Here is a 22480-nt window from a genome sequence, read left to right on the forward strand (position 1 = left end):
CAATGCTGAAACGCTCCGTACTGACCCGCCGATGATGTGCATATGCACAATGCGCCGGACACCGAGGTTCCCGCCCGCACCCCCGCCGCCGGGGGTGCCGCCGGCGGCGGCACGCCCGTTCCCCCCGAGCTGCGCACGCTGGTGCGCGACTGCCTGGACGACCTGGACGACCTGGTCGGGCGCTACGTCCCGGAGGTCTCCGCGTTCGACGACTACGAGGCGGTGGTCCCGCCCGAGGACCTGCGCGACACGGCCCGGTCCTCCTTCGAGCTGCTGCTGCGCCTGATCGGCGGTCTGCCGGTGCCCGAGGAGCTGCGCGCGGTCCCGGAGCGGCTGGGCCGCCGCCGTGCCCGCCAGGGCGTGCCGCTGGAGCCGCTGCTGCAGGCGGTGCGCATGGACTTCCGCGTGCTGTGGACCGCGTTCCTGGAGCGCACCCCCGCGGCGGACCTGCCGCAGCTGACGCGCGGGGCGGTGCGGGTGTGGGAGGCCGTGGAGTTCCACACCGTGCACGTGCACGCCGCCTACCTGGACCAGGTCGCGGTGCTGGCCCGCGAACGGGAGCGGGAGCGGACCGCGCTCATGGGCCGGCTGCTGTCCTCGGACGGCCGCGACCAGCGCCTCGTCGCGCAGGCGGCCACCTTGCTGCAGGTCGGCGCGCAGGCGGACTTCGCCGTGGCGGTGGCGCCACCGGAGTCGCAGCGGGAGCTGCGCCACGCCGTCGCGGCACGGCTGGCGGGCCACTCCTCCCACCTGCAGCAGCACAACGGCATGCTGGTGCTCGTGGCCAGGCTGCCGGACGGGGCGGACGCGCCCCCGCCCGCCTGGCTGGACGGCGTGGCGTGCGCCCTCGGCCCGGTCGCCCGCGGGCTGGCCCGCGTCCCCGACGCGGTGCGGGTGGCCGAGGCGATCGCCATGACGATGGACGGCGGGACGGCACCCGGCCCGGTGACCCTGGTCGACGCGTGGATGCCCGTGGCGGCGGCGCGGCTGGGGCCGGTCGCGGGGATGCTGGCCGACGCGGTGCTCGCCGGACTGGAGCGGCTGTCGCCGCACGAGCGGCGGCGCCTGCTGGACACCGTGGTCGCGTACTGCGCGTCCGGGTCGGTCGCGGCGGTCACCCGCGAGCTGTACTGCCACCGCAACACGGTGCTCAACCGCCTGAGCCGGTTCACCGAGCTGACCGGCCTGCACCCCACCCGGCCCACGGAGGCGGCCGCCGTCCTGTTCGCCCTGCAGTGCGAGCGGGTCCGGAGCGGGTGACCGCCCGCCGCGGACCGGGGCGGCGGCGGGTCCGGACGCCGGGAGCGCCGCCGGCGGGGGAGCGCCCGCGCCCGGACCGCACCCCCTCCCGCCCGCCCGTCCGCCGTGCCGTCAGCCGAACTGCTGCTCCAGGTCCTTGAGCTTGCGCTCCAGGGAGTCCAGGCGCGGCAGCGCCTGGGTGTCGTCCTCGGCGGTGAGGTCGACGGTCACCGCGTCAGAGCCGCCGCGCACCGGCTGCAGGGAGGGACGCGCGCGCACGGGCAGGGCCTCCGCCGCCGGTATGGCGGGCTCCGCGGCGACCACGTCGAGGTCGGAGCCGCGCTCCACCGCCGGCGTCTCCAGCTCGCGCCCGCCGCCCCGGCCCACGAAGCCGCGGTGCCCGCGGCTGATCGCCTTCAGCCGGGCCCGTTCCACCCGCTGCTGGTCGCGCCTGCGCCGGCGTTCCCGGTCCTTGCGGCGCTGGTCCTCGCGCACCTCCTCGACCGCCTCGTCGAGGCTGCGCACGCCCTCCAGCAGCATCAGCGACCAGGCCCGGTAGGTCTCCCGGGGGGCGCGCAGCCAGCGGACGATGCGGATCTGCGGCAGCGGACGCGGCACCAGGCCCTGTTCGCGCAGGGCGGCCCGGCGGGTCTGCTTCAGCGCGCGGTCGAACAGCACGGCCGCGGACAGGGACATGCCCGCGAAGAAGTGCGGGGCGCCCGCGTGCCCGACGCCCCGGGGAGCGTGCACCCAGTTGAACCAGGCCGCGGCGAAGGCGAACGTCCACACCAGTGTCCGAGAGCCGAGGGCGGCGTCGCCGTGGCTGGCCTCGCGCACGGCGAGCACCGAGCAGAACATCGCCGCGCCGTCCAGGCCGAACGGGACGAGGTACTGCCAGCCGCCGGACAGGCCGAGGTTCTGTTCGCCGAAGCCGACCAGCCCGTGGAAGGAGAGCGCGGCGGCCACCGCCGCGCAGCAGAACAGCAGGACGTAGGAGACGGTGCCGTAGACGGCCTCCTTGCGCCTGCGGCGTTCCTCGCTGCGCTCCCAGGAGTCGTCCGCGCTCGCGTCCTTGACCGAGGAGCGCCTGCCGCGCGCCAGCACCGCCACCGCCGTCAGCATGCCCAGGAGCAGCACGGCGCCCGGAAGCAGCCAATTCAGCGATATGTCGGTCAGTCTCATCTAGGGGTCCCTTGCCTTGGGATGGGGCGTAACGCCCGCCATGGTGGACCAACCCCACCGGCTCCCAGGGGGTTTCGGGGCAAGAGGCCGCCAAGGAGGCGCGGTGCTGCGCCCGGGGCGGCTTTTCGCTCGAACTGCCTTGTGAAGCGTGGCAGTTGAGTTCGAATGAGACTGCTCGTGCGGAGGGTTCCGCGAAGGGTTTCCGTGGCGCGCGGGGGAGGGGCGGGAAGGCGGTGCCGCCCCGGTCCGGCGCGGCGTCAGCCCGCCTGGGCGACCAGCTGGCCGGCGCGCTCCGTCGCACAGGTGCGCGGGCAGGTGGCGCAGATGTCCTCGGGGCGCACGGTGTAGAACATGCAGCAGCTGACCCGGTCCCGGGTGCGCACCGGCTCCCCGCCGGGCCCGGTCAGCCGGCGGAAGGCCGCCGCGCCGACGTACGGCTTGGTCGCGCCCGGCAGCAGCAGCTCCAGTTCGCGCAGGGCCCGCTCCTCCTCGCCGAGCAACTGGCCGACGTACCACAGGCTCTCGACGATCTCGTCGGTCGCCATGCCCCACAGGGCCCGGCCGCGCCGCCGCATGCGCGGGCCGAAGGCGGCCAGGACGGGTTCGAGGTGGTCGGCGACCGCCGCCCGCACCTCGGCCCGCAGCGCCTCCTCGTCGGGCACCACCCGGGCGCCGGGCAGCGCGGCCGCGGGGTCGCCGGGCAGGCAGGCGAAGCCGTCCGGCCGTACGGCCATGCGGCCCACGGCGAGGCCGGGGGCGGTGCGGTCGAACGAGACGTGCGTCACGGGGTAGCGGGGCACGCGGCGGTGCAGGAACCACGGCACGGTGATCAGCAGGCAGGCGGGCCAGGCGTAGCGGTGCAGGCCGAAGCTCGCGATCACGTCCGGACGGGCCCGGTGCCCGTAGTCCCGCAGCACCTGGGTGTCGTCCCGGGCCAGGAACGCCTCCAGGGCGGCCCCGTCCTCGGCGAGCGCGGACGCGGCGACCCAGCCGCCGCCGCGGGGGAGTTCCTCGCCGGCGCCCAGCTCGGTGACGGCCAGGGCGGGGAAGACCTCCGCCAGGCGGGCGTACGCGTCCGTGACGGCCGAACCGGGCACAGGCATGCCTTCCCCCTTCACGACGAGTGGGGCCGCGACTCGGAGAGCCGGGCCAATAAAGGTAAGGCTCACCTTACCGAAGATCGTCGATATGGGAACCGGCGGCCGGTGCGCTTAAGGTGCTTGACGGGTGAACGCCAACCCGCAGTAATGACCCCAAGTACCGACACGTCCGCAGGAGGACCCCGTGAAGCAGGACACGCAGGGCTCCGCGGGGACGGACGGCGCGGACACCGGCCGGGCCGGCGCGGGCCGCCTGCGGGTGCCCGCCCAGCCCCGGGCCGAGGAGCGGGAGCGCGACCGGCCGCGGGGCGCCGGGGACGGGACCGTGCGCGGCGAGCACACGCACGGCGAACCGGCCGCCGCGTCCCCCCGGCCCGCCGTCCGGCGGTCGTCCGTGCGCGGGCAGGTCCTCGCCGCCCTGCGCACCGCGCTGGTCACGGGCGACCTGCGGCCCGGCGAGGTGCACTCCGCGCCCGTGCTCGCCGAGCGGTTCGGCGTCTCCGCGACGCCGGTCCGGGAGGCCATGCAGCAGCTCGCCCTCGAGGGCGCGGTCGAGGTGGTGCCGAACCGGGGGTTCCGGGTCGTCGAGCGGGGCGCGCGGGAGCTGGCCGAGCTGGCCGAGGTCCGGGCGCTGGTCGAGGTCCCCGTGGTGCTGCGGCTGGCCCGCACGGTGCCCGCCGAGCGCTGGGCCGGGCTGCGCCCCCTCGCCGAGGCCACGGTCCGCGCCGCCTCCTCCGGCTGCCGGGCCGCGTACGCCGAGTCCGACCGCGCCTTCCACGGCGCGGTGCTCGCCCTCGCCGGGAACGAGCAGCTGGTGCGGATCGCCGAGGACCTCCACCGCCGTGCCCAGTGGCCCCTGGTCGGTGCCGTTCCCGGGGGCCGCGGCCGGGCGGAGCTGGTGGCCGACGCCCATGAGCACACGGCCCTGCTGGACGCGTTGATCGCGCAGGACCTCGACGGGGTGCGGACCCTGCTGGGGGAGCACTTCGACGGGGCCGCCTGAGCGGGGCGCTCCCGCGGGGCCGGGCCGCGGCCGGGGACCGCGCGGGTTACGCCGTCGCCGCTCCCGCGGCGGGCGGGGCCAGGCGGTGGGACAGCCAGGTGGGGACGCCGCCCAGGAGGCGGAACAGGCGGCGCGCCTCCTCGCGCAGGCGGGACGCCTCCGGCTCGGTCTCCGTGTCGGCGAGCGAGACCAGGGCCGGGGCCGTGCCCACGAGGTAGCCCAGCTCCTCGCGGATCCGCAGGGACTCGGCGAAGCCGTGCCGGGCCTCCGTCAACTCCCCCTCCCGCAGGGCGAGTCCGGCGAGGTGACGCCAGGTGGCGGACAGCAGCAGCGGATCGGCGTGGGAGGCGGCGCCCGCGTGCGCCCGCCGGTACGCGGCCCGCGCCGCCTGCGGGGACCGGGTGAGGTTCTCGGCGATCAGCCCGCGCCGGAAGTCCAGCAGCGCCCGTCCCGCCGCCCCCGGCGGGATCAGCGCGGCCGCCCGGCCGAGCGCGGCCCGTGCCTCGTCGGAGCGGTCGCGCACCCGGAACAGCGTGGCGGCGTAGGCCACGTACCCGCGTTCGCAGGCGGCGGCGCCCCGCTCCTCGTCGGTGTGGGCCAGCGCCTCGGCCGTGCGCAGCGCGTCCTCGGCCTCCTCCCACCCCGCCTCGGTGTACAGGCACCGCTCCACCAGCAGCGACGCCCGCTGCAGGGCGGTGGCCGGGGTGTCGGGCGCGAGCAGGGCGGCGGCGTCGGCCCAGCAGGCGCGGGAGCGCAGCCGCCACACCGCGGTCTGGAGGGGGTCGCCGTCGGCGGTCGTTCCGTCACCGGACATGGCGGTGTGCGCCACGTTGCCCTCCCCGAGCGCGCCGTCGAGCTGTTGAGTGGTGGCCGCATCTCAGCACGAACAGCGGGGCCGGGCCAAGAGGGCGGGTGAAGGATTTCACAAAGTCTTGGGCGACGGGCGCGCACGCCGGGCCGGCCGACGGCGCCCGCGCGTCATCTCCCGGCGCACACCGCCGTGTTGAGCCGTCCGAGGGGGCCCGTGCGCCGCCCGGCGCGTCGCGCGCGGGCGCGCGTGTCAGCTCATCCGCAGGGCCAGGAAGAAGTCCAGCTTGTCCTCCAGGCGCGACAGGTCGCGGCCCGTCAGCTGCTCGATGCGGCCCACCCGGTACCGCAGCGTGTTGACGTGCAGGTGCAGCCGGGAGGCGCACCGGGTCCAGGAGCCGTCGCAGTCGAGGAACGCCTCCAGCGTCGGGATCAGCTCGGCGCGGTGCTTGCGGTCGTAGTCCCGCAGCGGGTCCAGGAGGCGGGCGGTGAAGGCCCGGCGCACGTCGTCGGGGACGAAGGGCAGCAGCAGGACGTGCGAGGCCAGTTCCTGGTGGCCGGCCGCGCAGACCCGGCCCGGCCGGGCCGCGGCCACGCGCCGCGCGTGCCGTGCCTCCTCCAGGGCCCCGCGCAGGCCCTCCGCCGAGTGCACGGCCGCGCTGACCCCGAGCGTGACCCGGCCGTCGTCCTCCAGTCCCGCCGTGAGCGGGTCCCGTACGGCCCGCAGGAGCGCGTCGGCGAGGATCCCCGTCCCGGACCCGGAGCCGTCGTGCCCGTCCGTCACCGCGGACAGCGGGACGAGCGCGACCGCCTCGTCCCCGGTGTGGGCGACCGCGATGCGGTCCGAGTGCTCGGGTCCGGTCGCCGCCGGGTCGACCAGGATCTCCTCCAGCAGCGCCTGGGCCGCCGGACCGCCGTCCGTCCCGCCGCCCCGGTCGACGCGGGCCACGACCACCTGCCAGTGCGGCGCGGTCCCGAGCCCGGGCAGCAGCACCGGGGCCGCCACCCGCAGCCGGGCCGCGACCTCGGCCGGCGCGGCGCCCGTCTGCACCAGGTCCAGCACCTCCTGCGCGAGCCGGCGCCGCACCGTGCGCGCCGCGTCCCGGCGGTCCCGCTCGACCGCGATCAGCTGGGTGACCCCGTGCAGCAGGTCCAGCCGCTCCTCGGTCCAGTCCGCGGCGTCCGCCTCGACCGCCAGCAGCCAGTCCGACAGCGCCGTCCCGTGCGCGCCCCGCGCGTCCTCGGGGTCCCGCGCGTCCTCCGGGTCCCGCGCGGACGGCCCGGCCGGCGGGTCCTGCGGCGCGCGCAGGCCGGCGCGCACCGGGAAGAGGCTGTACGTCGTCTGCCCCACCACCACCCGGTGCGGTCCGCGCCGGCCGGTGCGGGCGGCCGCCAGGTGCGCCGCCGCGAGCCGTGCGCACACCTCGGCGGACAGCGCCGGTTCCCCGGCCCGGGGGCCCGCCGCCTTCGGACCGGCGATCAGCCGGCCCGTGGGCGACAGCACCCAGGCCCGCAGGTCCAGGTCCGAGCCCAGCAGGTCGAGCACCACGTCCGGGCCGCCGCCCGCCGGGCCCGAGGTCATCATCCGCCGGTGCCGGTCCACCACGGCCGCGAGGTCCCCGGCGCGCTCGCCGGACACCTGGCGCACCACGTGCTCGGTGACGGTCGCGAAGGCGACCGACTCGTGCACCTCGAACAACGGCAGCCGGTGCCGCGCACAGGCCGTGACCAGGTCGTCCGGGACGTGGCCCAGCTCCGCCGTGCCGGCCGCGACGGCGGCCACCCCGGCCTGGGCGAGGATCCGCACGAACGGCTCGGAGTCCGCGGCGTCCCGGCGCCAGGCCAGCCCCGTGAGCACCAGTTCCCCGCCCGAGAGGTAGCGGCTCGGGTCCCTCAGGTCGGTGGTCATCACCCCGCGCACCGTGCGGTCCAGCTCGTCGCCGCCGCCGAGCAGCCTCAGGCCCAGCGCGTCGGTGTCCAGCAGTGCGCGCAGCCGCATTCTCGTCGCCGCCGTTCTTCGTCTCGGTGTCCAGGGTGAAGCGTGGAGGAGTCCTCCGGCGAGGGACCGGCGGACGGCCGGTCAGCGGTGCCGGCCGCTCCCGCGCCGTGTCCTCCGGTTCCGGGGAGTCCCGGGAGCCCCCCGGAGGAGCCCCGGAGGAGAGGGGGACGGCGGACGGTCTCCTTTCATATGAATCTACAAGATGACCTCGCTGGCCAGCCAACTCCTTCAGGGCTTCCGTGACTGACCCCACCGGAGTACGGGGCGGTGTACGTGGCGCCACGTCGCGTGAACCTCCTTCTCGACGAGCCCGGTCCGCCGCACACGGGACGGCCGGTCCTGTGCGTGCTGACCCACGACGCGGAGTTCGACGTGCCCCTGCTGCGGCGGGCCCTGCGCCTGCCGGTGGCCCACGTCGGCGCGCCGGGGTCCCGCCGCACCCATCCGGACCGCGCCGCGCGCCTGCGCGGGGCCGGCGTGACCGACCGGGAACCGGCCCGCCTCCGGTCACCCGTCGGCCTCGGCCTGGGCGCCCGGACACCGCAGGAGACGCCCTGTCCATCGCGGCGCAGATCGTCGCGGCCCGGTACGGCGGCAGCGGGGCGCCCCTCACCGGTGCGCGCACGCCGGTCCACCACGACGGCGCCCCGGCGCCCGCGGACCGGGCCCGGCCGGTGGCGTGAGCGCGGGGCGGCGGCCCGGGACGGCCGCGGGGCCTCCCCGGGACCGCCCGGGGGTCCCGGGACACCCTCCGGAGAGGTCCCGGGACCCCCGGGACTCCCTCAGGGCCGCCTCAGGAGCCGGTTCAGCGCCCGGCCGAAGACATGGCGGCCGGCCCGCCCCACCAGGCCGTCGAACAGGACGGACACGGCGCGGACGCGGATCTCCTCCCGCCACACCACCCGGGCCCGGCCGCCCGGCCCCGGCCGCACCTCGATCTCCGCCCAGCCCGTGACGACGCGGCCGCGTTTCTCCAGGCGGCACAGGCCCGGGGAGTCGCCCAGCGGCGGCCGCCACACCGTCACCTCCATCGGGTCGTCGAAGGAGAGCGGACCGAGGCCCGAGCGGGCGACGACCACGGTGCCCTCGCCGGTGGGCGGGGGAGTCGTCACGGCGACCCGGGTCAGCGGGACCGCCTCGCCGTGGCGCGGCCACGCCGTGAGCCGGCGCCAGGCCTCGTCGGGCGGGAGGGGCGCCGTGCGCTGGATCCGGAAAGTGGCCACGGGAGGATCCTAGGATCCGGCCCGTCCCGCCGCCCCCCGCGCGGCTCACCCGCCCGGGTCGCCCGCCGCGTCCGGCGGCCGCCTCACGGGCGGTAGACCTTCCCCGGTTCCGCCCTTCCGGGCGCGAGGAGCTGCGGGACCGTCACGAACACGTACCCGCGCCCGCGCAGCGCGTCGATGATGCCGGGCACGGCGGGGACCGTCCCGTCGTAGAGGTCGTGGAGCAGGATGATGCCGTCGCGGGAGGCCTGGGCGAGGACGCGGCGGGTGATGAGGCCGGAGTCGGTGGTCGTGTAGTCCTTCGCGGTCACGCTCCACAGGACCTCCGAGAGGCCCAGCTCGCGGCAGATCCCGTGCACGGTGTCGTTCGTGCGGCCCTGCGGCGGGCGCATCAGGGTGGGGCGGCGGCCGGTGAGGCGCTCTATCTCCTCGTTGGGGCGCTCCAGCTCCTCGCGTATCTCCTCGGGACCCAGCTCCGTCAGGATCCGGTGGGTCCAGGTGTGGTTGGCCACCTCGTGGCCCTCGTCGGCCATGCGCCGGACGAGCGCGGGGTACTTCTCGATGTGCCGCTCGCCCATCAGGAAGAACGTCGCCGGGATCCGCTCCCGCTCCAGGACGTCCAGCAGCCGCGCGGAGTGCTCGCTCGGTCCCGCGTCGAAGGTGAGGGCGATGCACTTGACCTCGCGGCAGTCGACGGCGCCGAACCGGGCCCGGACGTCCGTGGACCGGGCGGCGCTGGGGGCGGTGGTCTCCACCCGTGTGCAGCCGCTCAGCGCCAGCGCGGCCGCCAGGAGGCCCGTCACGGCCCGGAACGCGGCCCCCGGTCTTTTCGTCTTCTTGGTCGGAGAAGGCATGCGGGGACTATACAAAGCGTGTATACACGCTTTGTATAGTCCGTCTCGCGTGACCCCGGACGGGAGGGCGAAGGTGCGTCGGGCTGTCCGAAAAGCGCCGCCGATCGCTTGCGTCCCTGGTGGTCGACCGGCTTGCTCACCGGGTCTGACCTGCGCTTTCGAGTGAACTCAGGCGAATGCCGACAAATCCTCGCAAAGCAGCGTTTATGGGTAAGTTGGCTTCAAGTGTTTGAGACAACTGCAACGCGGCACTCGCGCCCCCAGAGCACCACCCGTATCGCAGGGACGGAGCACACTCCATGCGCATCCTTGGGATCAACGCCCTGTTCCACGACCCCGCCGCCGCCCTGGTCGTCGACGGCCGGACCGTGGCCGCGGCCGAGGAGGAGCGCTTCAGCCGGCGCAAGCACGGCAAGCGGCCCCTGCCGTTCTCCGCCTGGGAGCTGCCCGAGCGGTCCGCGCGCTGGTGCCTGGAGCGGGCGGGCCTCGGCCCCGCCGACCTGGACGCCGTCGCCTACTCCTTCGATCCGGTGCTGGCCCGCCCCGCCCGCGACATGGGCCTGGACGACCCCTGGGACCCGCTGCGCCTGGAGTACGCGCGCCGCGCCCCCGAGTTCCTCGCCGAGGCCCTGCCCGGACTCGACCCCGCCCGGGTCGTCTTCGTCCCCCACCACGTCGCCCACGCCGCCTCCGCCGGACCGGCCTCCCCGCACCCCGACAGCGACGTCCTCGTCCTGGACGGCCGCGGCGAGGCCACCTCGCACCTGGCCGGCCGCTACCGCGACGGCAAGCTCGACGTCCTCGCCGCCCAGGCCCTGCCCGACTCGCTCGGCCTGGTCTACGAGGAGCTCACCGCCCACCTCGGCTTCCTGCGCAGCAGCGACGAGTACAAGGTGATGGCCCTCGCCTCCTACGGCACCCCGCGCCACCTGGCCCGCCTGCGGGAGGACGTCCACGCGACCGGCCGCGGCGGCTTCCGCGCCCACGGCGTCGACTGGGCCGCCCTCGCCCCGCCCCGCGCCGGGGACGAACCCTGGACCCGGGACCACGCCGACCTGGCCGCCGGCGCCCAGGCCGCCCTGGAGGAGGTGCTGCTGGAACTGGTGCACTGGCTGCACCGCGAGGCCGGCGGCGACTGCCTCGCCCTGGCCGGCGGCGTCGCGCTGAACTGCGTCGCCAACTCGGCGATCGCGGCGAAGGGCCCGTACCGGAACGTGTGGGTGCAGCCCGCCGCCGGCGACGCCGGCACCGCCCTCGGCGGCGCCCTCCACCTGACCGCGCAGGAGCGCGCCCCCGAGCCGATGCCCGGCGCCGACCTCGGCCGCGGCTGGAGCGACGGGGAACTGCGGGCCTGGCTGGAGGGGGCCGCGCTCCCCTACGAGGAGCCCGCCGACATCGCCGAGACCGTCGCCGCGGAACTGGCCCGGGACGGCATCGTCGCCTGGTTCCAGGGCCGCAGCGAGTACGGGCCGCGCGCCCTCGGGCACCGCTCCCTGCTCGCCCACCCGGGCCGCGCCGAGAACCTGGAACGGCTCAACCGGGTCAAGGGCCGCGAGGAGTTCCGGCCCGTCGCCCCCATGGTCCTCGCCGACCGCGCCGCCGAGCTGTTCTCCCGCGGCCCGATCCCCAGCCCGTACATGCTCTTCGTCCACGACGTCGCCCCCGGGTGGCGCGAGCGGATCCCGGCCGTCGTCCACGTCGACGGCACCGCCCGCGTCCAGACCGTGGAGGAGAGCCAGGAGCCCCTGGTCGCGCGGATGCTGCGCGGCTTCGAACGGCGCACCGGACTGCCCGTGGTCGTCAACACCAGCCTCAACACCGCGGGCCGGCCCATGGTCGACGACCCGCGCGACGCCCTGGAGTGCTTCGGCTCCGCCCCCGTCGACCTGCTGGCGATCGGGCCGTACGCGGTGCGCAGGCGGAAGGCGTTCGGATGACGCCGTACGCCGTCGTGGTCCCCACCCTGGTGCGGGACACCCTCGCCGACTGCCTCGCCGCGCTGGCCGCCGCGATCGGGCCGCCCCCCGAGGCGATCGTCCTCGTCGACGACCGGCCCGGCCCCGACGCCGACCCCGGGCCGCTGGAGCACGCGCTGAGCGTCCTCGGCGACCTGCGGGAGCGCACCACCGTCGTCACCGGCGGGGGCCGCGGGCCCGCCGCCGCGCGCAACGCGGGGCTGCGCGCCGTCGACGAGCCCTGGGTGGCCTTCCTCGACGACGACGTCCAGGTCGGCCCGCACTGGTGCGCGCGGCTCGCCCAGGACCTCAAGGAGGCGTCCCCCGACACCGCCGGCGTCCAGGGCGTGATCACCGTCCCGCTGCCCGGCGGGCGCCGCCCCACCGACTGGGAACGCGGCACCGCCGGCCTCGCCCGGGCCCGCTGGATCACTGCCGACATGGCCTGCCGCACCGAGGCCCTGAAACAGGTCGGCGGCTTCGACGAACGCTTCCCGCGCGCCTTCCGCGAGGACGCCGACCTCGCGCTGCGCCTCCTCGACGCCGGCTGGCGCATCCGCCGGGGCCGGCGCACCACCCTGCACCCCGTGCGCCCCGCCTCCCGCTGGGCGTCGGTGCGGCAGCAGCGCGGCAACGCCGACGACGCCCTGATGCGGCGCCTGCACGGACCGGACTGGTGGGACAGGGCGGCCGCGCCGCGCGGCCGGATCCGCCGGCACACCGCGCTCACCGCCGCCGGCGCCGCCGCCTGCGCCCTCGCCGCCGCCGGGCACCGCCGGGCGGCCGCCGCCTGCGCCCTCGGCTGGGCCGCCGGGACCGCGGAGTTCGCCTGCGCCCGCATCGCCCCCGGCCCGCGCACCCGCGACGAGGTGACGACCATGCTGGCCACCAGCGTGCTCATCCCGCCCGCCGCGACCTGGCACCGGCTGGCCGGGGCCTGGCGCCACCGCCGCGCCCCCGCCTGGCAGGAGGTGGCCCGATGAGCCGGAGCGGGCGGACGGGCCCGGTGCGGGCGGTGCTGTTCGACCGCGACGGCACCCTCGTCCACGACGTCCCCTACAACGCGGACCCGGACCTGGTGCGCCCCGTCGAGGGCGCCCGCGAGGCGCTCGGCGCGCTGCGCGCCCGCGGCGTGCGCACCGGCGTCGTCACCAACCAGTCCGGCGTCGCCCGCGGACTGCTCACCGACGCCGACGTCCGCCGCGTCAACCGCCGCGTCGACGCGCTCCTCGGCCCCTTCGACGTGTGGGCGGTCTGCCCGCACGGGCCCGGCGACGGCTGCCCCTGCCGCAAACCCCGGCCGGGCATGATCCTGTGGGCGGCCGGGCGGATCGGCGCGGACCCGGCCCACTGCGTCGTCGTCGGCGACATCGGCGCCGACGTCGAGGCCGCCCGCCGGGCCGGCGCCCACGGCATCCTCGTCCCCACCCCGCGGACCCGCCCCGAGGAGACGGCCGCCGCCGCCCACGTGGCGCCGGACCTCGCGACCGCCGTGCGCGCGGTCCTGGACGGACTCCCCCGGCCCGGGACGGCCGCCGCCCGGCCCGCCCGCGCGGACGGCGGGCCGGACGCGGACGCGGTGGGGAGGCACGCGTGAAGGCCCTGGTCACCCGCCTCGACAGCTTCGGCGACGTCCTGCTCGCCGGACCCGCCGTGCGCGCCGTCGCCGCCCGGGCCGAGAGCGTCACGCTGCTGTGCGGGCCGCACGGGGCCCCCGCCGCCCGGCTGCTGCCCGGCGTGGACGAGGTCCTCGTCTGGGACGCCCCCTGGGCCGGGTTCCAGCCGCCCGGCGTGCGCCGCGAGGAGGTCGACCGCCTCGTCGACACCCTCGCCGCCGTGGCGGCCGACACCGGGCTGATCCTCACCTCCTTCCACCAGTCCCCGCTGCCCACCGCCCTGCTGCTGCGCCTGGCCGGGGTCCGCTTCCTCGCCGCCGACAGCGAGGACTACCCGGGCTCCCTCCTCGACGTGCGCCACCACCGCGCCCCGCACGCCCACGAGGTGGAGGCCGCGCTCGACCTCGCCGAGGCCGCCGGCTTCCCCCGGGCCGACGACGGGCGGCTGCGGGTGCTCCCGCCGCCCCCGGCCGGCGCACTGGCCGGCCCGCCCGGGTACGTCGTCGTCCACCCGGGCGCCAGCGTCCCCGCCCGCGCCTGGAGCCCCGAGCGGTGCGCGCAGGCGGTGCGCGGACTCGCCGCCGCCGGCCACCGGGTGGTGGTCACCGGCGGCCCGGGGGAACGGGAGCTGACCGCGTACGTCGCCGGCGACCGGGGCCTCGACCTCGGCGGCCGGACCGGCGCCGCCGAACTCGCCGGGGTGCTCGCCGGGGCCGCCTGCGCCGTCACCGGCAACACCGGCCCCGCGCACCTCGCCGCCGCCGTCGGCACCCCGGTGGTGTCCCTGTTCGCACCGGTCGTCCCGGCCGAGCGGTGGCGGCCGTACGGCGTGCCGTACGTGCTGCTCGGCGACCAGCGGGCGCCGTGCGCCGGCACCCGGGCCCGGCGGTGCCCCGTGCCGGGCCACCCGTGCCTGGACGACGTGACCGCGCTCGACGTCGTCGCCGCCGTCGGCAAACTCGTGGAGGTGGCATGAGGATCCTGCTGTGGCACGTGCACGGGTCGTGGACCACGGCCTTCGTGCGGGGCCCGCACACCTACGTCGTCCCCGTCACCCCGGACCGCGGACCCGACGGGCTGGGCCGCGCCCGCACCTTCGACTGGCCCGACTCGGTCGTCGAGGTGCCCCCGCAGCGCCTGCGCGAGCAGGACGTCGACGTCGTGGTGCTGCAACGGCCCCACGAACTCGGCCTGGTCGACCGGTGGCTGGGCCGCCGCCCGCCCCTGGTCTACCTGGAGCACAACGCCCCGCACGGGGACGTGCCCGACACCCGCCACCCGGCCGCGGACGTCCCCGGCGCCACCCTCGTCCACGTCACCCACTTCAACCGCCTGATGTGGGACGCCGGCCCCACCCCGGCCACCGTCATCGAGCACGGCATCGTCGACCCCGGACCCCGGTGGACCGGCGAACTGCCGCACGCCGCCGTCGTCGTCAACGAACCGGTGCGGCGCGGCCGCACCACCGGCACCGACCTGCTGCCGGCCTTCGCCGCCGCGGCGCCCCTCGACGTCTTCGGCATGCGCACCGAGGGCCTCGCCGGCCACATCGGCGTCCCGCCCCACCGCTGCCGCTCGTACGAGCTGACGCAGGACCGGCTGCACGCGGAGATGGCCCGCCGGCGCGTCTACGTCCACCCCGTGCGCTGGACCTCCCTGGGCCTGTCCCTGCTCGAGGCGATGCACCTGGGCATGCCCGTGGTCGCGCTCGCCACCACCGAGGTCACCGAGGCCGTGCCGCCCGGTGCCGGGGTGGTCTCCAACCGGATCGACGTCCTCACCGAAGCCGTGCGGGACTTCGTCGCCGACCCGCCGCGCGCCCGCCTCGCCGGCGAGGCCGCGCGGGCGGCGGCGCTGTCCCGCTACGGGCTGTCCCGCTTCCTGGACGACTGGGAGCGGCTGCTGAAGGAGGTGGCCCGATGAGGATCGCCATGGTGTCCGAGCACGCGAGCCCGCTCGCCGCGCTCGGCGGCGTCGACGCCGGCGGCCAGAACGTGTACGTGGCGCGGCTCAGCGAGGAACTGGCCCGGCGCGGCCACCGGGTCACGGTGTACACCCGCCGTGACGCGGCCGGCCCGCCCGACCGGGTGCCGCTGCCCGGCGGCGCGGTCGTCGAGCACGTGCCCGCCGGCCCGCCCCAGGCGGTGCCCAAGGACGAACTGCCGCCGTACATGCCCGCCTTCGGCGCGCACCTCGCCCGGGCCTGGCGGCGGGAGCGGCCGGACGTCGTGCACGCCCACTTCTGGATGTCCGGCACGGCGGCCCTGACCGGCGCCCGCCCGTACGGCATCCCGGTGGTGCAGACGTTCCACGCCCTCGGCACCGTCAAGCGCCGCCACCAGGGGTGGCGGGACACCAGCCCGCCCGAACGCGTCGCCGTCGAGCGGGAGATCGGCCGCGGCTGCGCGCACGTCCTCGCCACCTGCAGCGACGAGGTGCGCGAACTGGCCGGGATGGGCGTGCCCCGGGAGCGGGTGTCGGTGGTGCCCTGCGGGGTGGACGCCGGCCACTTCCGCCCCGGCGCCGAGGACGCGTCCGTACCGCCGCGCCGCGCGCGGCACCGGCTGCTCGCCTGCGGCCGGCTGGTCCGCCGCAAGGGCTACGACCAGGCCGTCCGCGCGCTGACCCGGATCGAGGACGCCGAACTCGTCATCGCCGGCGGGCCCGCCGCCGGACGGCTGGCCCGCGACCCGGAGGCCCGGCGGCTGTGGCACCTGGCGCACCGCGCGGGGGTGGCCGACCGGGTACGGCTGGTCGGCGCGGTCGACCCGGCCGGCATGCCCGCCCTCCTCGGCAGCGCCGACCTGGTGCTGTGCACCCCCGTCTACGAGCCGTTCGGCATCGTGCCGCTGGAGGCGATGGCGTGCGCCGTGCCGGTCGTCGCCACCGACGTCGGCGGCCACCGCGACAGCGTCGTCGACGGCACCACCGGCCGGCTGGTCCCGCCCCGGGACCCCGCGGCGATCGCCGCCGCGGTCCGCGACCTCCTCGCCTCGGACGGGCTGCGCCGCGCCTACGGCGCCGCCGGACGCGAGCGCGTGCTGGCCCGCTACACCTGGGACCGCGTCGCCGACGGCGTCGAGGAGGTCCACCGCCGGGTGCTGAGCGCCCACGCGACCCGGAAGGAGGCGGCCCGATGACCGTGCACCCTCCCGTCACCGGACACTGCGACGAACTCGCGGACGCCCTCAGGGCGTTCCGCGCCTCGGCGCCCCTCACCGCGCGCTGGGGCCAGCGGCTCGCCGGGGTCCTCGCCGGCGGGGGCCGGCTGCTGGCCGCGGGCAACGGCGGCAGCGCGGCCCAGGCGCAGCACCTGACCGCGGAACTCGTCGGCCGCTACCGCGACGACCGGCCCGCGTTCTCCGCGATCGCCCTGCACGCCGACACCTCCAGCACCACCGCCATCGCCAACGACTACGGCGTCGACGCGGTGTTCGCCCGCCAGGTCCGCGCCCACGGCCGCCCCGGCGACGTGCTGATGCTGCTGTCCACGTCCGGCGCCAGCGCCAACCTGCTGTCCGCCGCCGACGCGGCGCGCTCGGCGGGCCTGCGGGTGTGGGCCCTGACCGGTCCCGCCCCCAACCCGCTGGCGGCGGGCAGCGACGAGTCGCTGTGCGTGGCGGCGCCCGCGGCGGCCACCGTCCAGGAACTCCACCTGGTCGCGGTGCACATGGTGTGCGCGGCGTTCGACGCGGCGCTGGCGGACGGGGGGTGGCGGAGCGCGGACCCGGGACCCGCGCGCGACCGGGACACCGGGAGGTGACATGAACGGCAAGGCACCCCTCGTCGTGGTCGGCGACGCCCTGCTGGACCGCGACCTGACCGGCCGCGCCGAACGGCTCGCGCCCGACGCGCCCGTCCCGGTGGTCGAGGACTACGGGGAGCGGGCCCGCCCCGGCGGCGCCGCGCTCGCCGCGTACCTCGCCGCACGCGACGGCCGCGAGGTCACCCTCGTCGCCGGCGTGGGCGACGATCCCGCCAGCCGCGAACTGCGGCGGCTCCTTCGGCCCTGGGTCACCCTGGTCCCGCTGCCGCTGACCGGACCGCTCCCGGAGAAGAGCCGCGTCCTGGCCGGGGACCGGCCGGTGGCCCGCCTCGACCGCGGCGACGGCCGGGTCCGCGAGGCCACCGACCGGGCCCGCGGGGCCGTCCGCGCCGCGTCCGCCGTCCTCGTCTCCGACTACGGCCGGGGCGCCGCCGACGCCCTCGGGGACGTCCTGGCCGCCCGCCCGCCGCTGCTCTGGGACCCCCACCCGCGCGGCGGGCCGCCGGCGCCCGGCACCCGGCTGGTCACCCCGGCCGAGCAGGAGGCGCGCGCCCTCGCGCCGGACGGCGCGGCCCCGCACCGGAACCTGACCGCCGCCGCCCGCGGCGCCGCCGCGCTCGTGCGGCACTGGAGGGCCGCCGCCGTCGCGGTCACCCTCGGCGCCCGCGGCGCCCTCCTCTCGTACGGCGAGCACCCCCTGCTCGTCCCCGCCCCCGCCGCGCACCACGGCGACAGCTGCGGCGCCGGCGACCGGTTCGCCGTGACGGCGGCCGGGCTGCTCGCCGACGGCGCGCTGGTCGGCGAGGCCGTCGAGGCCGCCGTCGCCGCCGCGACCGACTTCGTCGGCGCGGGCGGCGCGGGCGCGCTGCCCCGGCCGGACGCCCCGCCCCCGCCGCCGGCCGACGGCGACGACCCGTTCGCCCTCGCGGACCGGATCCGCACCGCCCACGGCACCGTCGTGGCGGCGGGCGGCTGCTTCGACCTCCTGCACGCCGGGCACGTCGGTCTGCTCCAGGCCGCCCGGGGCCTCGGCGACTGCCTGGTCGTCTGCGTCAACTCCGACGCGTCGGTGCGCCGCCGCAAGGGCGCGGGCCGCCCGGTCAACCCGCTCGCCGACCGGGTCCGCGTGCTGCGCGCCCTGGCCTGCGTCGACGCCGTCGCCGTCTTCGACGAGGACACCCCCGAGCGCCTCCTGGCGGACCTGCGCCCCGACGTCTGGGTCAAGGGCGGCGACTACGCGGCCGCCGACCTGCCCGAGGCGGCCCTGCTGGAGGAGTGGGGCGGCCAGGCGGTCCTCCTGCCCTACCTGGACGGCCGCTCCTCGACGAGGATGCTGGAGCGCGCCGCGGAGGGAACGCGGTGACCGGGCCGGACCCCTCCCGGGGAGGAGCGACCGCGGAGGGCGGGGAGACGCCCGGCGGCGCCCCGGCCCCCGGGGGCGTGCCGGGCGGCAACGGCATCGCGCCGCCCGGCGGGCGCCCCGCCGGGCGGCCGGAGACGCGGATCGCCGTGCCGGCGGAGCCCGCCGGGCGGCCCCGTCTGCTGGTGCTGCGGGCCCTCGGCCTCGGGGACCTGCTCGCCGGCGTCCCCGCGCTGCGGGCGCTGCGCCGGGCGTTCCCCGCCCACGAACTGGTGCTGGCCGGGCCCGCCGGGCTCGCGCCGGCCGCCGCGGCCACGGGAGCCGTGGACCGCGTGCTGCCCGCCTCCGCGCCCGGGCGGGCGGTGCCCCGCTCGCTGGACTGGACCGGGCCGCCCCCGGACGTCGCCGTCGACCTGCACGGCAACGGACCGCCCAGCCACCGCCTGCTGAGCGGCCTCGCCCCCGCGCGGCTGCTCGCGTTCGCCCACCCCGGCACCCCGGAGATCGGGGGACCGCCCTGGTACGCGCAGGAGCACGAGCGCGACCGCTGGTGCCGGCTGCTGCGCTGGTACGGCATCGACGCCGACCCCGCCGACCTGCTGCTGCCCCCGCCGGGCACCGCGTCCCCCGCCCCCGGCGCCGTCCTGCTGCACCCCGGCGCGGGCGCCCCCGCCCGCCGCTGGCCCGTCGAGCGGTACGCCACCGTCGCGACCGCGCTGCGCGCCCGCGGCCTGCGGGTCGTGGTCACCGGGGGAGCGGACGAGTCGGACCTGGTGGCGCGGCTCGCCAAGCGGGCCCGGCTGCCCGACACCGACGTCTTCGGCGGCGGCCTCCCCTTCGGCCGGCTCTGCGCCCTCGTCGCCGGCGCCCGCGCCGTCGTCAGCGGCGACACCGGCGTCGCCCACCTCGCCGTCGCCCACGCCGTCCCCACCGTCACCCTGTTCGGCCCGGTCCCGCCCCGCCGGTGGGGGCCGCCCGCGCACCCGCGCCACATCGCCCTGTGGTACGGCCCCGAGGGCGATCCGCACGGCCGCCGGCCCGACCCGGCGCTCCTGCGCATCACCTGCGACGACGTCCTGGACGCCCTCGGCCGGCTGCCCGCCGCCGGGCGCCCGGGAGGGGGGAGCCCGCCATGACCCTCCCGTCCGCGTACGGCCGCCTCGGCGTCGTCATCGCCACCCGCGACCGCCGCGCCCGGCTGGCCGTCACCCTGCGCCACCTGCGCGCCCTGCCCGAGCGGCCCGAGATCCTCGTCGTGGACAACGCCTCCACCGACGGCACCCGCGCCCTCCTCGCCCGCGACTTCCCCGAGGTCCGGGTGCTGGCGCTGCCCGACAACCACGGCGCCCTCGCCCGCAACCACGGGGTCCGCGCCATGGACACCCCCTACGTGGCCTTCAGCGACGACGACTCCTGGTGGGAACCCGGCGCCCTCGGCCGCGCGGCCGGGCTGTTCGACGCCCATCCGCGGCTCGGCCTGATCGCCGCCCGCACCCTCGTCGGCCCGGCCGCCGACCCCGACCCGCTCAACGCCGTCCTCGCCCGTTCCCCGCTCGGCCCGGCCCCCGACCTCCCCGGCGTCCAGGTGCTCGGCTTCCTCGCCTGCGCCGCCGTCGTCCGCCGCCGGGCCCTCCTCGACGCGGGCGGCTTCCACCGGCTGCTGTTCTTCGGCGGCGAGGAGACCCTGCTCGCCTACGACCTGGCCGCCCGCGGCTGGGGCGTCGCCCACTGCCCCGAGGTCGTCGCCCACCACCACCCGGACCCCGACCCCCGCCCCGGCCGCCCGGCGCTCCAGCGCCGCAACGAACTCCTCACCGCCTGGCTGCGCCGGCCCGTCCCGCACGCCCTCGCCCGCACCGGAGCCCTGGCGGCCGAGGCCCGCGGCGACGCCCGGGCCCGGCGCGCGCTGCGCGAGGCCCTCGTCCGGCTGCCGGCCGCCCTGCGCGCGCGCCGGCCCCTGCCCCCGCACGTGGAACGGGCCGCCCGGATCCTGGAAGGGAAGGCCGCATGACGGACCCCCGCACGACCGTCGTCGTCATCACCCACAACCGGTGCGGCGAACTCCTGCGCACCCTCGGCCGGCTCGCCGCCCTCCCCGAGGAGCCGCCGGTGATCGTCACCGACAACGGCTCCACGGACGGCACCGCCCGGGCGGTCGCCCGCCACCACCCGGGCGTGCGGCTGCTGCGTCCCGGCCGCAACCTCGGCGCGGTCGGCCGCAACCTCGCGGTGCGCGAGGTGCGCACGCCCTACGTCGCCTTCTGCGACGACGACTCCTGGTGGGCGCCCGGCTCCCTGGCCGGCGCCGCCGACCTGCTCGACCGGCACCCGGCGCTCGGCTCGGTCACGGCGCGGATCGTGGTCGAGCCGGACGGCACCGAGGACCCGATCGTCCGCGAGCTGCGCGACTCGCCCGTGCCCGGCCCGCCCTGGCTGCCCGGGCCGGCCCTCGGCTCGTTCCTGGCCGCCGCGACCGTCCTGCGCACCGACGCCTTCCGGACCGCGGGCGGCTTCCACCCGCGGCTGTGGCTCGGCGGCGAGGAGGAGCTGCTCGCCGCCGACCTGGCGGCCGACGGCTGGTGGCTGGTCTACGCGGACCACCTGACGATCCACCACCAGGCGTCCCCGGTGCGGGACCCCACGCTGCGCCGGAGGCACGGCATCCGCAACACCCTGTGGTTCACCTGGCTGCGCCGCCCGGCCGGGCCCGCGCTGCGCCGCACCCTGCACCTGGCCCGCACGGTCCCGCGCGACACCGCCTCCCTGCGCGCCTTCGCCGAGGCGGCGGCCGCCCTGCCGTGGGTACTGCGCGAACGCCGCGTCCTGCCCCGCGAGGTCGAGTCCCGGCTGCGCCTGCTGGAACCGGCCCAGCGCACCTCCACGGCCCGCCGCTACACCGGCTGACCCGCGGGCCCGTCGTCCGGGCCGGTCCGCGGCCCGTCGTCCGGGCCGGTCCGCGGCCCGTCGTCCGGGCCGGTCCGCGGCCCGCCGTCCGGTCCGGGGCCGCGCCGCCGCGGGAGGGCGGGCGCTCAGCCGCCCGACCACCGGCACAGCAGCCGGAAGGCCGCGAACAGCGTCGTCGGCCACACCACCGCGAACGCCGTGATCACACCGGGGGAGGAGGTGACCATCCCGGTCACCATGAGCACGACCGACACGGCCAGGAGCGCGGCCACGGTCCGGCCGTGCGGCCGGTACGACGCCACCCGCCGCAGCAGGCGCGGCACGTCGGGCCCCCGGCGCAGCCGCAGCGTGCGCAGCCGCCGGTCGAGCCGCCGGTCGCGGCGCAGCACCCGTTCGATCTCGTCGAGGACGCGCTGTTCGTGATCAGGGAGCCGATCGAGGGACACCGTCTCTCCTCCAGGGGCGACCAGGGGCGACCGGGGGGTCCGGGTGCCCGGGCGGGCCCCGCGCTAACCGGAACCGGCTCCGGCGGGGGACCCCAGCACCTCCACGAGCCGGTCCGCGCCGTCCGGCACGCGCTCCTCCCGGAACGCGTCGCGGACCTGCCGGGCGGCCACCCGGCCCGAGGTCAGGCACCAGTGCCACCACCGCTCCAGCCGGCGTGCGTCCAGCTGCTCGGCGGCCAGCAGCGCGGGCCAGCCGCAGGCGCGGGCCTGCGCGGTCACCTTCGCGCCGCCCGCCACCGGGTCCACGGCCAGCACCGGCGTGCCGACCCGCAGCGCGAGCACCAGCCCGTGCAGCCGGTCGGTGACGACGAGGTCGAGGCGGGCCAGCACCGACTGCACCTGCGCGGGCGTCGCGCTCAGGTGCCAGTCGCGGGTGTCCAGGCGGGTCTCCAGCTCCAGCCGGGCGCAGTCCTTGCCGGCCAGCCAGCGCGTCACCCGGTCCGCGACCTGTTCGTGCCGCCGCCGCGCGCCGTACTCCTGCTGCCCGTGGGTGAGGATCACCCCGACCACGGGCCGGGCGGGCGCCGCCGGGGCGCGGGCCGCCAGGTCCTCGGACGGCTCGCTGCCGGGGGCGTCCCGGGCCAGCACGTGGTGGAACCCGGTCACGGCCGCCTCCCCGGGGTCGGTCACGGAGGTCCCCACCGCGATCCGCACGCAGTGCGCGAAGCGCCGGTGCAGTTCCTCGACCTGCGGCCCGTGCAGCGGGCCGCACACGAACACCAGGTGGGAGTAGTCGCGGGGCCGGACGTCGGCCAGGTGCCGGGCGTCCGGCAGGAAGCCGGGGCTCCAGACGACGTCGTAGGGGATCCGGGCCCGGCGCAGCACCTCCTCCACCCGGTGCAGCGCCAGCACGTCCCCGGCGGTCGCCTCCCCGTCGCGGAAGCTGAACCACCCGGTCAGCAGGACCCTCTCCGGTCGGGTGAACTCCGTCGCGTGCACAGTGCCACCGAGTGCCCCGCTCGCGGG

The 22480-nt window shown here is 77.9% G+C and carries 21 protein-coding genes and 1 pseudogene; 14 read left to right on the forward strand and 8 right to left on the reverse strand.

Annotation, left to right across the window (positions count from 1 at the left end; genetic code table 11):
- Positions 1-42: 42 nt before the first annotated feature.
- Entirely contained in the window at positions 43-1260 is a 1218-nt protein-coding gene (locus tag ACZ56B_RS00335; RefSeq protein WP_468784720.1) for a PucR family transcriptional regulator, read from the forward strand.
- A 111-nt stretch (positions 1261-1371) separates the two neighbouring features.
- Here the strand turns inward: ACZ56B_RS00335 and ACZ56B_RS00340 are convergent, their stop codons facing one another.
- Both ACZ56B_RS00340 and ACZ56B_RS00345 read right to left on the reverse strand, forming a co-directional pair.
- Positions 1372-2421 (reverse strand): DUF2637 domain-containing protein, encoded by a 1050-nt coding sequence (locus ACZ56B_RS00340; RefSeq protein WP_468784721.1) that lies wholly within the window; start codon positions 2419-2421, stop codon positions 1372-1374.
- A 257-nt stretch (positions 2422-2678) separates the two neighbouring features.
- Complete coding sequence (locus tag ACZ56B_RS00345) at positions 2679-3524, reverse strand: (2Fe-2S)-binding protein (protein WP_468784722.1); 846 nt, start codon at positions 3522-3524, stop codon at positions 2679-2681.
- A gap of 181 nt (positions 3525-3705) precedes the next feature.
- On the opposite strand from ACZ56B_RS00345, the gene ACZ56B_RS00350 reads away from it, so the two are divergent.
- Positions 3706-4524, forward strand: a complete 819-nt coding sequence (locus tag ACZ56B_RS00350) for a GntR family transcriptional regulator (RefSeq protein ID WP_468784723.1) — start codon at positions 3706-3708, stop codon at positions 4522-4524.
- A gap of 46 nt (positions 4525-4570) precedes the next feature.
- Here the strand turns inward: ACZ56B_RS00350 and ACZ56B_RS00355 are convergent, their stop codons facing one another.
- Together ACZ56B_RS00355 and ACZ56B_RS00360 are read right to left on the reverse strand one after the other, a co-directional pair.
- Entirely contained in the window at positions 4571-5338 is a 768-nt protein-coding gene (locus tag ACZ56B_RS00355; RefSeq protein ID WP_468785009.1) for a hypothetical protein, read from the reverse strand.
- A gap of 246 nt (positions 5339-5584) precedes the next feature.
- Positions 5585-7330: a PucR family transcriptional regulator gene (locus ACZ56B_RS00360; RefSeq protein WP_468784724.1), complete on the reverse strand. Its 1746-nt coding sequence runs from the start codon at positions 7328-7330 to the stop codon at positions 5585-5587.
- Positions 7331-7657: 327 nt separating this feature from the next.
- Between ACZ56B_RS00360 and ACZ56B_RS00365 the strand changes: the two are divergent.
- A pseudogene (locus ACZ56B_RS00365) lies at positions 7658-8013 on the forward strand (XdhC family protein); the annotation flags it as partial.
- A gap of 99 nt (positions 8014-8112) precedes the next feature.
- Here ACZ56B_RS00365 and ACZ56B_RS00370 read toward each other — a convergent pair.
- Together ACZ56B_RS00370 and ACZ56B_RS00375 are read right to left on the reverse strand one after the other, a co-directional pair.
- Positions 8113-8553 (reverse strand): SRPBCC family protein, encoded by a 441-nt coding sequence (locus ACZ56B_RS00370; RefSeq protein WP_468784725.1) that lies wholly within the window; start codon positions 8551-8553, stop codon positions 8113-8115.
- Between the two features lie 83 nt (positions 8554-8636).
- Positions 8637-9407: a polysaccharide deacetylase family protein gene (locus ACZ56B_RS00375; RefSeq protein WP_468784726.1), complete on the reverse strand. Its 771-nt coding sequence runs from the start codon at positions 9405-9407 to the stop codon at positions 8637-8639.
- Positions 9408-9706: 299 nt separating this feature from the next.
- Here ACZ56B_RS00375 and ACZ56B_RS00380 point away from each other — a divergent pair, with 299 nt between their 5' ends.
- The 11 genes from ACZ56B_RS00380 to ACZ56B_RS00430 all read left to right on the forward strand — a co-directional run bounded on the left by ACZ56B_RS00380 (position 9707) and on the right by ACZ56B_RS00430 (position 21008).
- On the forward strand, positions 9707-11344 hold the full coding sequence (locus ACZ56B_RS00380) for a carbamoyltransferase family protein (protein ID WP_468784727.1): 1638 nt from the start codon (positions 9707-9709) through the stop codon (positions 11342-11344).
- Positions 11341-12345: a glycosyltransferase family 2 protein gene (locus tag ACZ56B_RS00385; RefSeq protein ID WP_468784728.1), complete on the forward strand. Its 1005-nt coding sequence runs from the start codon at positions 11341-11343 to the stop codon at positions 12343-12345. The genes ACZ56B_RS00380 and ACZ56B_RS00385 overlap by 4 nt, the downstream gene beginning before the upstream one ends.
- Complete coding sequence (locus tag ACZ56B_RS00390) at positions 12342-12959, forward strand: D-glycero-alpha-D-manno-heptose-1,7-bisphosphate 7-phosphatase (protein ID WP_468784729.1); 618 nt, start codon at positions 12342-12344, stop codon at positions 12957-12959. Before ACZ56B_RS00385 ends, ACZ56B_RS00390 begins: the two co-directional genes overlap by 4 nt.
- On the forward strand, positions 12956-13954 hold the full coding sequence (locus ACZ56B_RS00395) for a glycosyltransferase family 9 protein (protein WP_468784730.1): 999 nt from the start codon (positions 12956-12958) through the stop codon (positions 13952-13954). Before ACZ56B_RS00390 ends, ACZ56B_RS00395 begins: the two co-directional genes overlap by 4 nt.
- A complete protein-coding gene (locus ACZ56B_RS00400; protein ID WP_468784731.1) occupies positions 13951-14901 on the forward strand; it encodes a glycosyltransferase in 951 nt (316 codons plus the stop codon). Before ACZ56B_RS00395 ends, ACZ56B_RS00400 begins: the two co-directional genes overlap by 4 nt.
- Positions 14898-16118 (forward strand): glycosyltransferase, encoded by a 1221-nt coding sequence (locus ACZ56B_RS00405; RefSeq protein WP_468784732.1) that lies wholly within the window; start codon positions 14898-14900, stop codon positions 16116-16118. The genes ACZ56B_RS00400 and ACZ56B_RS00405 overlap by 4 nt, the downstream gene beginning before the upstream one ends.
- Positions 16115-16741 carry a D-sedoheptulose-7-phosphate isomerase gene (locus ACZ56B_RS00410; protein ID WP_468784733.1) on the forward strand — a complete coding sequence of 209 codons (627 nt, stop codon included), beginning with the start codon at positions 16115-16117 and terminating at the stop codon, positions 16739-16741. The genes ACZ56B_RS00405 and ACZ56B_RS00410 overlap by 4 nt, the downstream gene beginning before the upstream one ends.
- A 1-nt stretch (position 16742) precedes the next feature.
- On the forward strand, positions 16743-18107 hold the full coding sequence (rfaE2, locus tag ACZ56B_RS00415; RefSeq protein WP_468784734.1) for a D-glycero-beta-D-manno-heptose 1-phosphate adenylyltransferase: 1365 nt from the start codon (positions 16743-16745) through the stop codon (positions 18105-18107).
- Positions 18108-18247: 140 nt separating this feature from the next.
- Complete coding sequence (locus tag ACZ56B_RS00420; RefSeq protein ID WP_468785011.1) at positions 18248-19240, forward strand: glycosyltransferase family 9 protein; 993 nt, start codon at positions 18248-18250, stop codon at positions 19238-19240.
- Positions 19237-20115 (forward strand): glycosyltransferase family 2 protein, encoded by an 879-nt coding sequence (locus tag ACZ56B_RS00425; protein WP_468784735.1) that lies wholly within the window; start codon positions 19237-19239, stop codon positions 20113-20115. Before ACZ56B_RS00420 ends, ACZ56B_RS00425 begins: the two co-directional genes overlap by 4 nt.
- A complete protein-coding gene (locus tag ACZ56B_RS00430; RefSeq protein ID WP_468784736.1) occupies positions 20112-21008 on the forward strand; it encodes a glycosyltransferase family 2 protein in 897 nt (298 codons plus the stop codon). Before ACZ56B_RS00425 ends, ACZ56B_RS00430 begins: the two co-directional genes overlap by 4 nt.
- A gap of 125 nt (positions 21009-21133) precedes the next feature.
- On the opposite strand, the gene ACZ56B_RS00435 is transcribed toward ACZ56B_RS00430, so the two are convergent.
- Both ACZ56B_RS00435 and ACZ56B_RS00440 read right to left on the reverse strand, forming a co-directional pair.
- Complete coding sequence (locus ACZ56B_RS00435) at positions 21134-21454, reverse strand: DUF3040 domain-containing protein (RefSeq protein WP_468784737.1); 321 nt, start codon at positions 21452-21454, stop codon at positions 21134-21136.
- Between the two features lie 63 nt (positions 21455-21517).
- On the reverse strand, positions 21518-22453 hold the full coding sequence (locus ACZ56B_RS00440) for a polysaccharide pyruvyl transferase family protein (protein ID WP_468784738.1): 936 nt from the start codon (positions 22451-22453) through the stop codon (positions 21518-21520).
- Positions 22454-22480: the final 27 nt, after the last annotated feature.

It is taken from the genome of Streptomyces sp. NPDC034670, assembly GCF_055574875.1.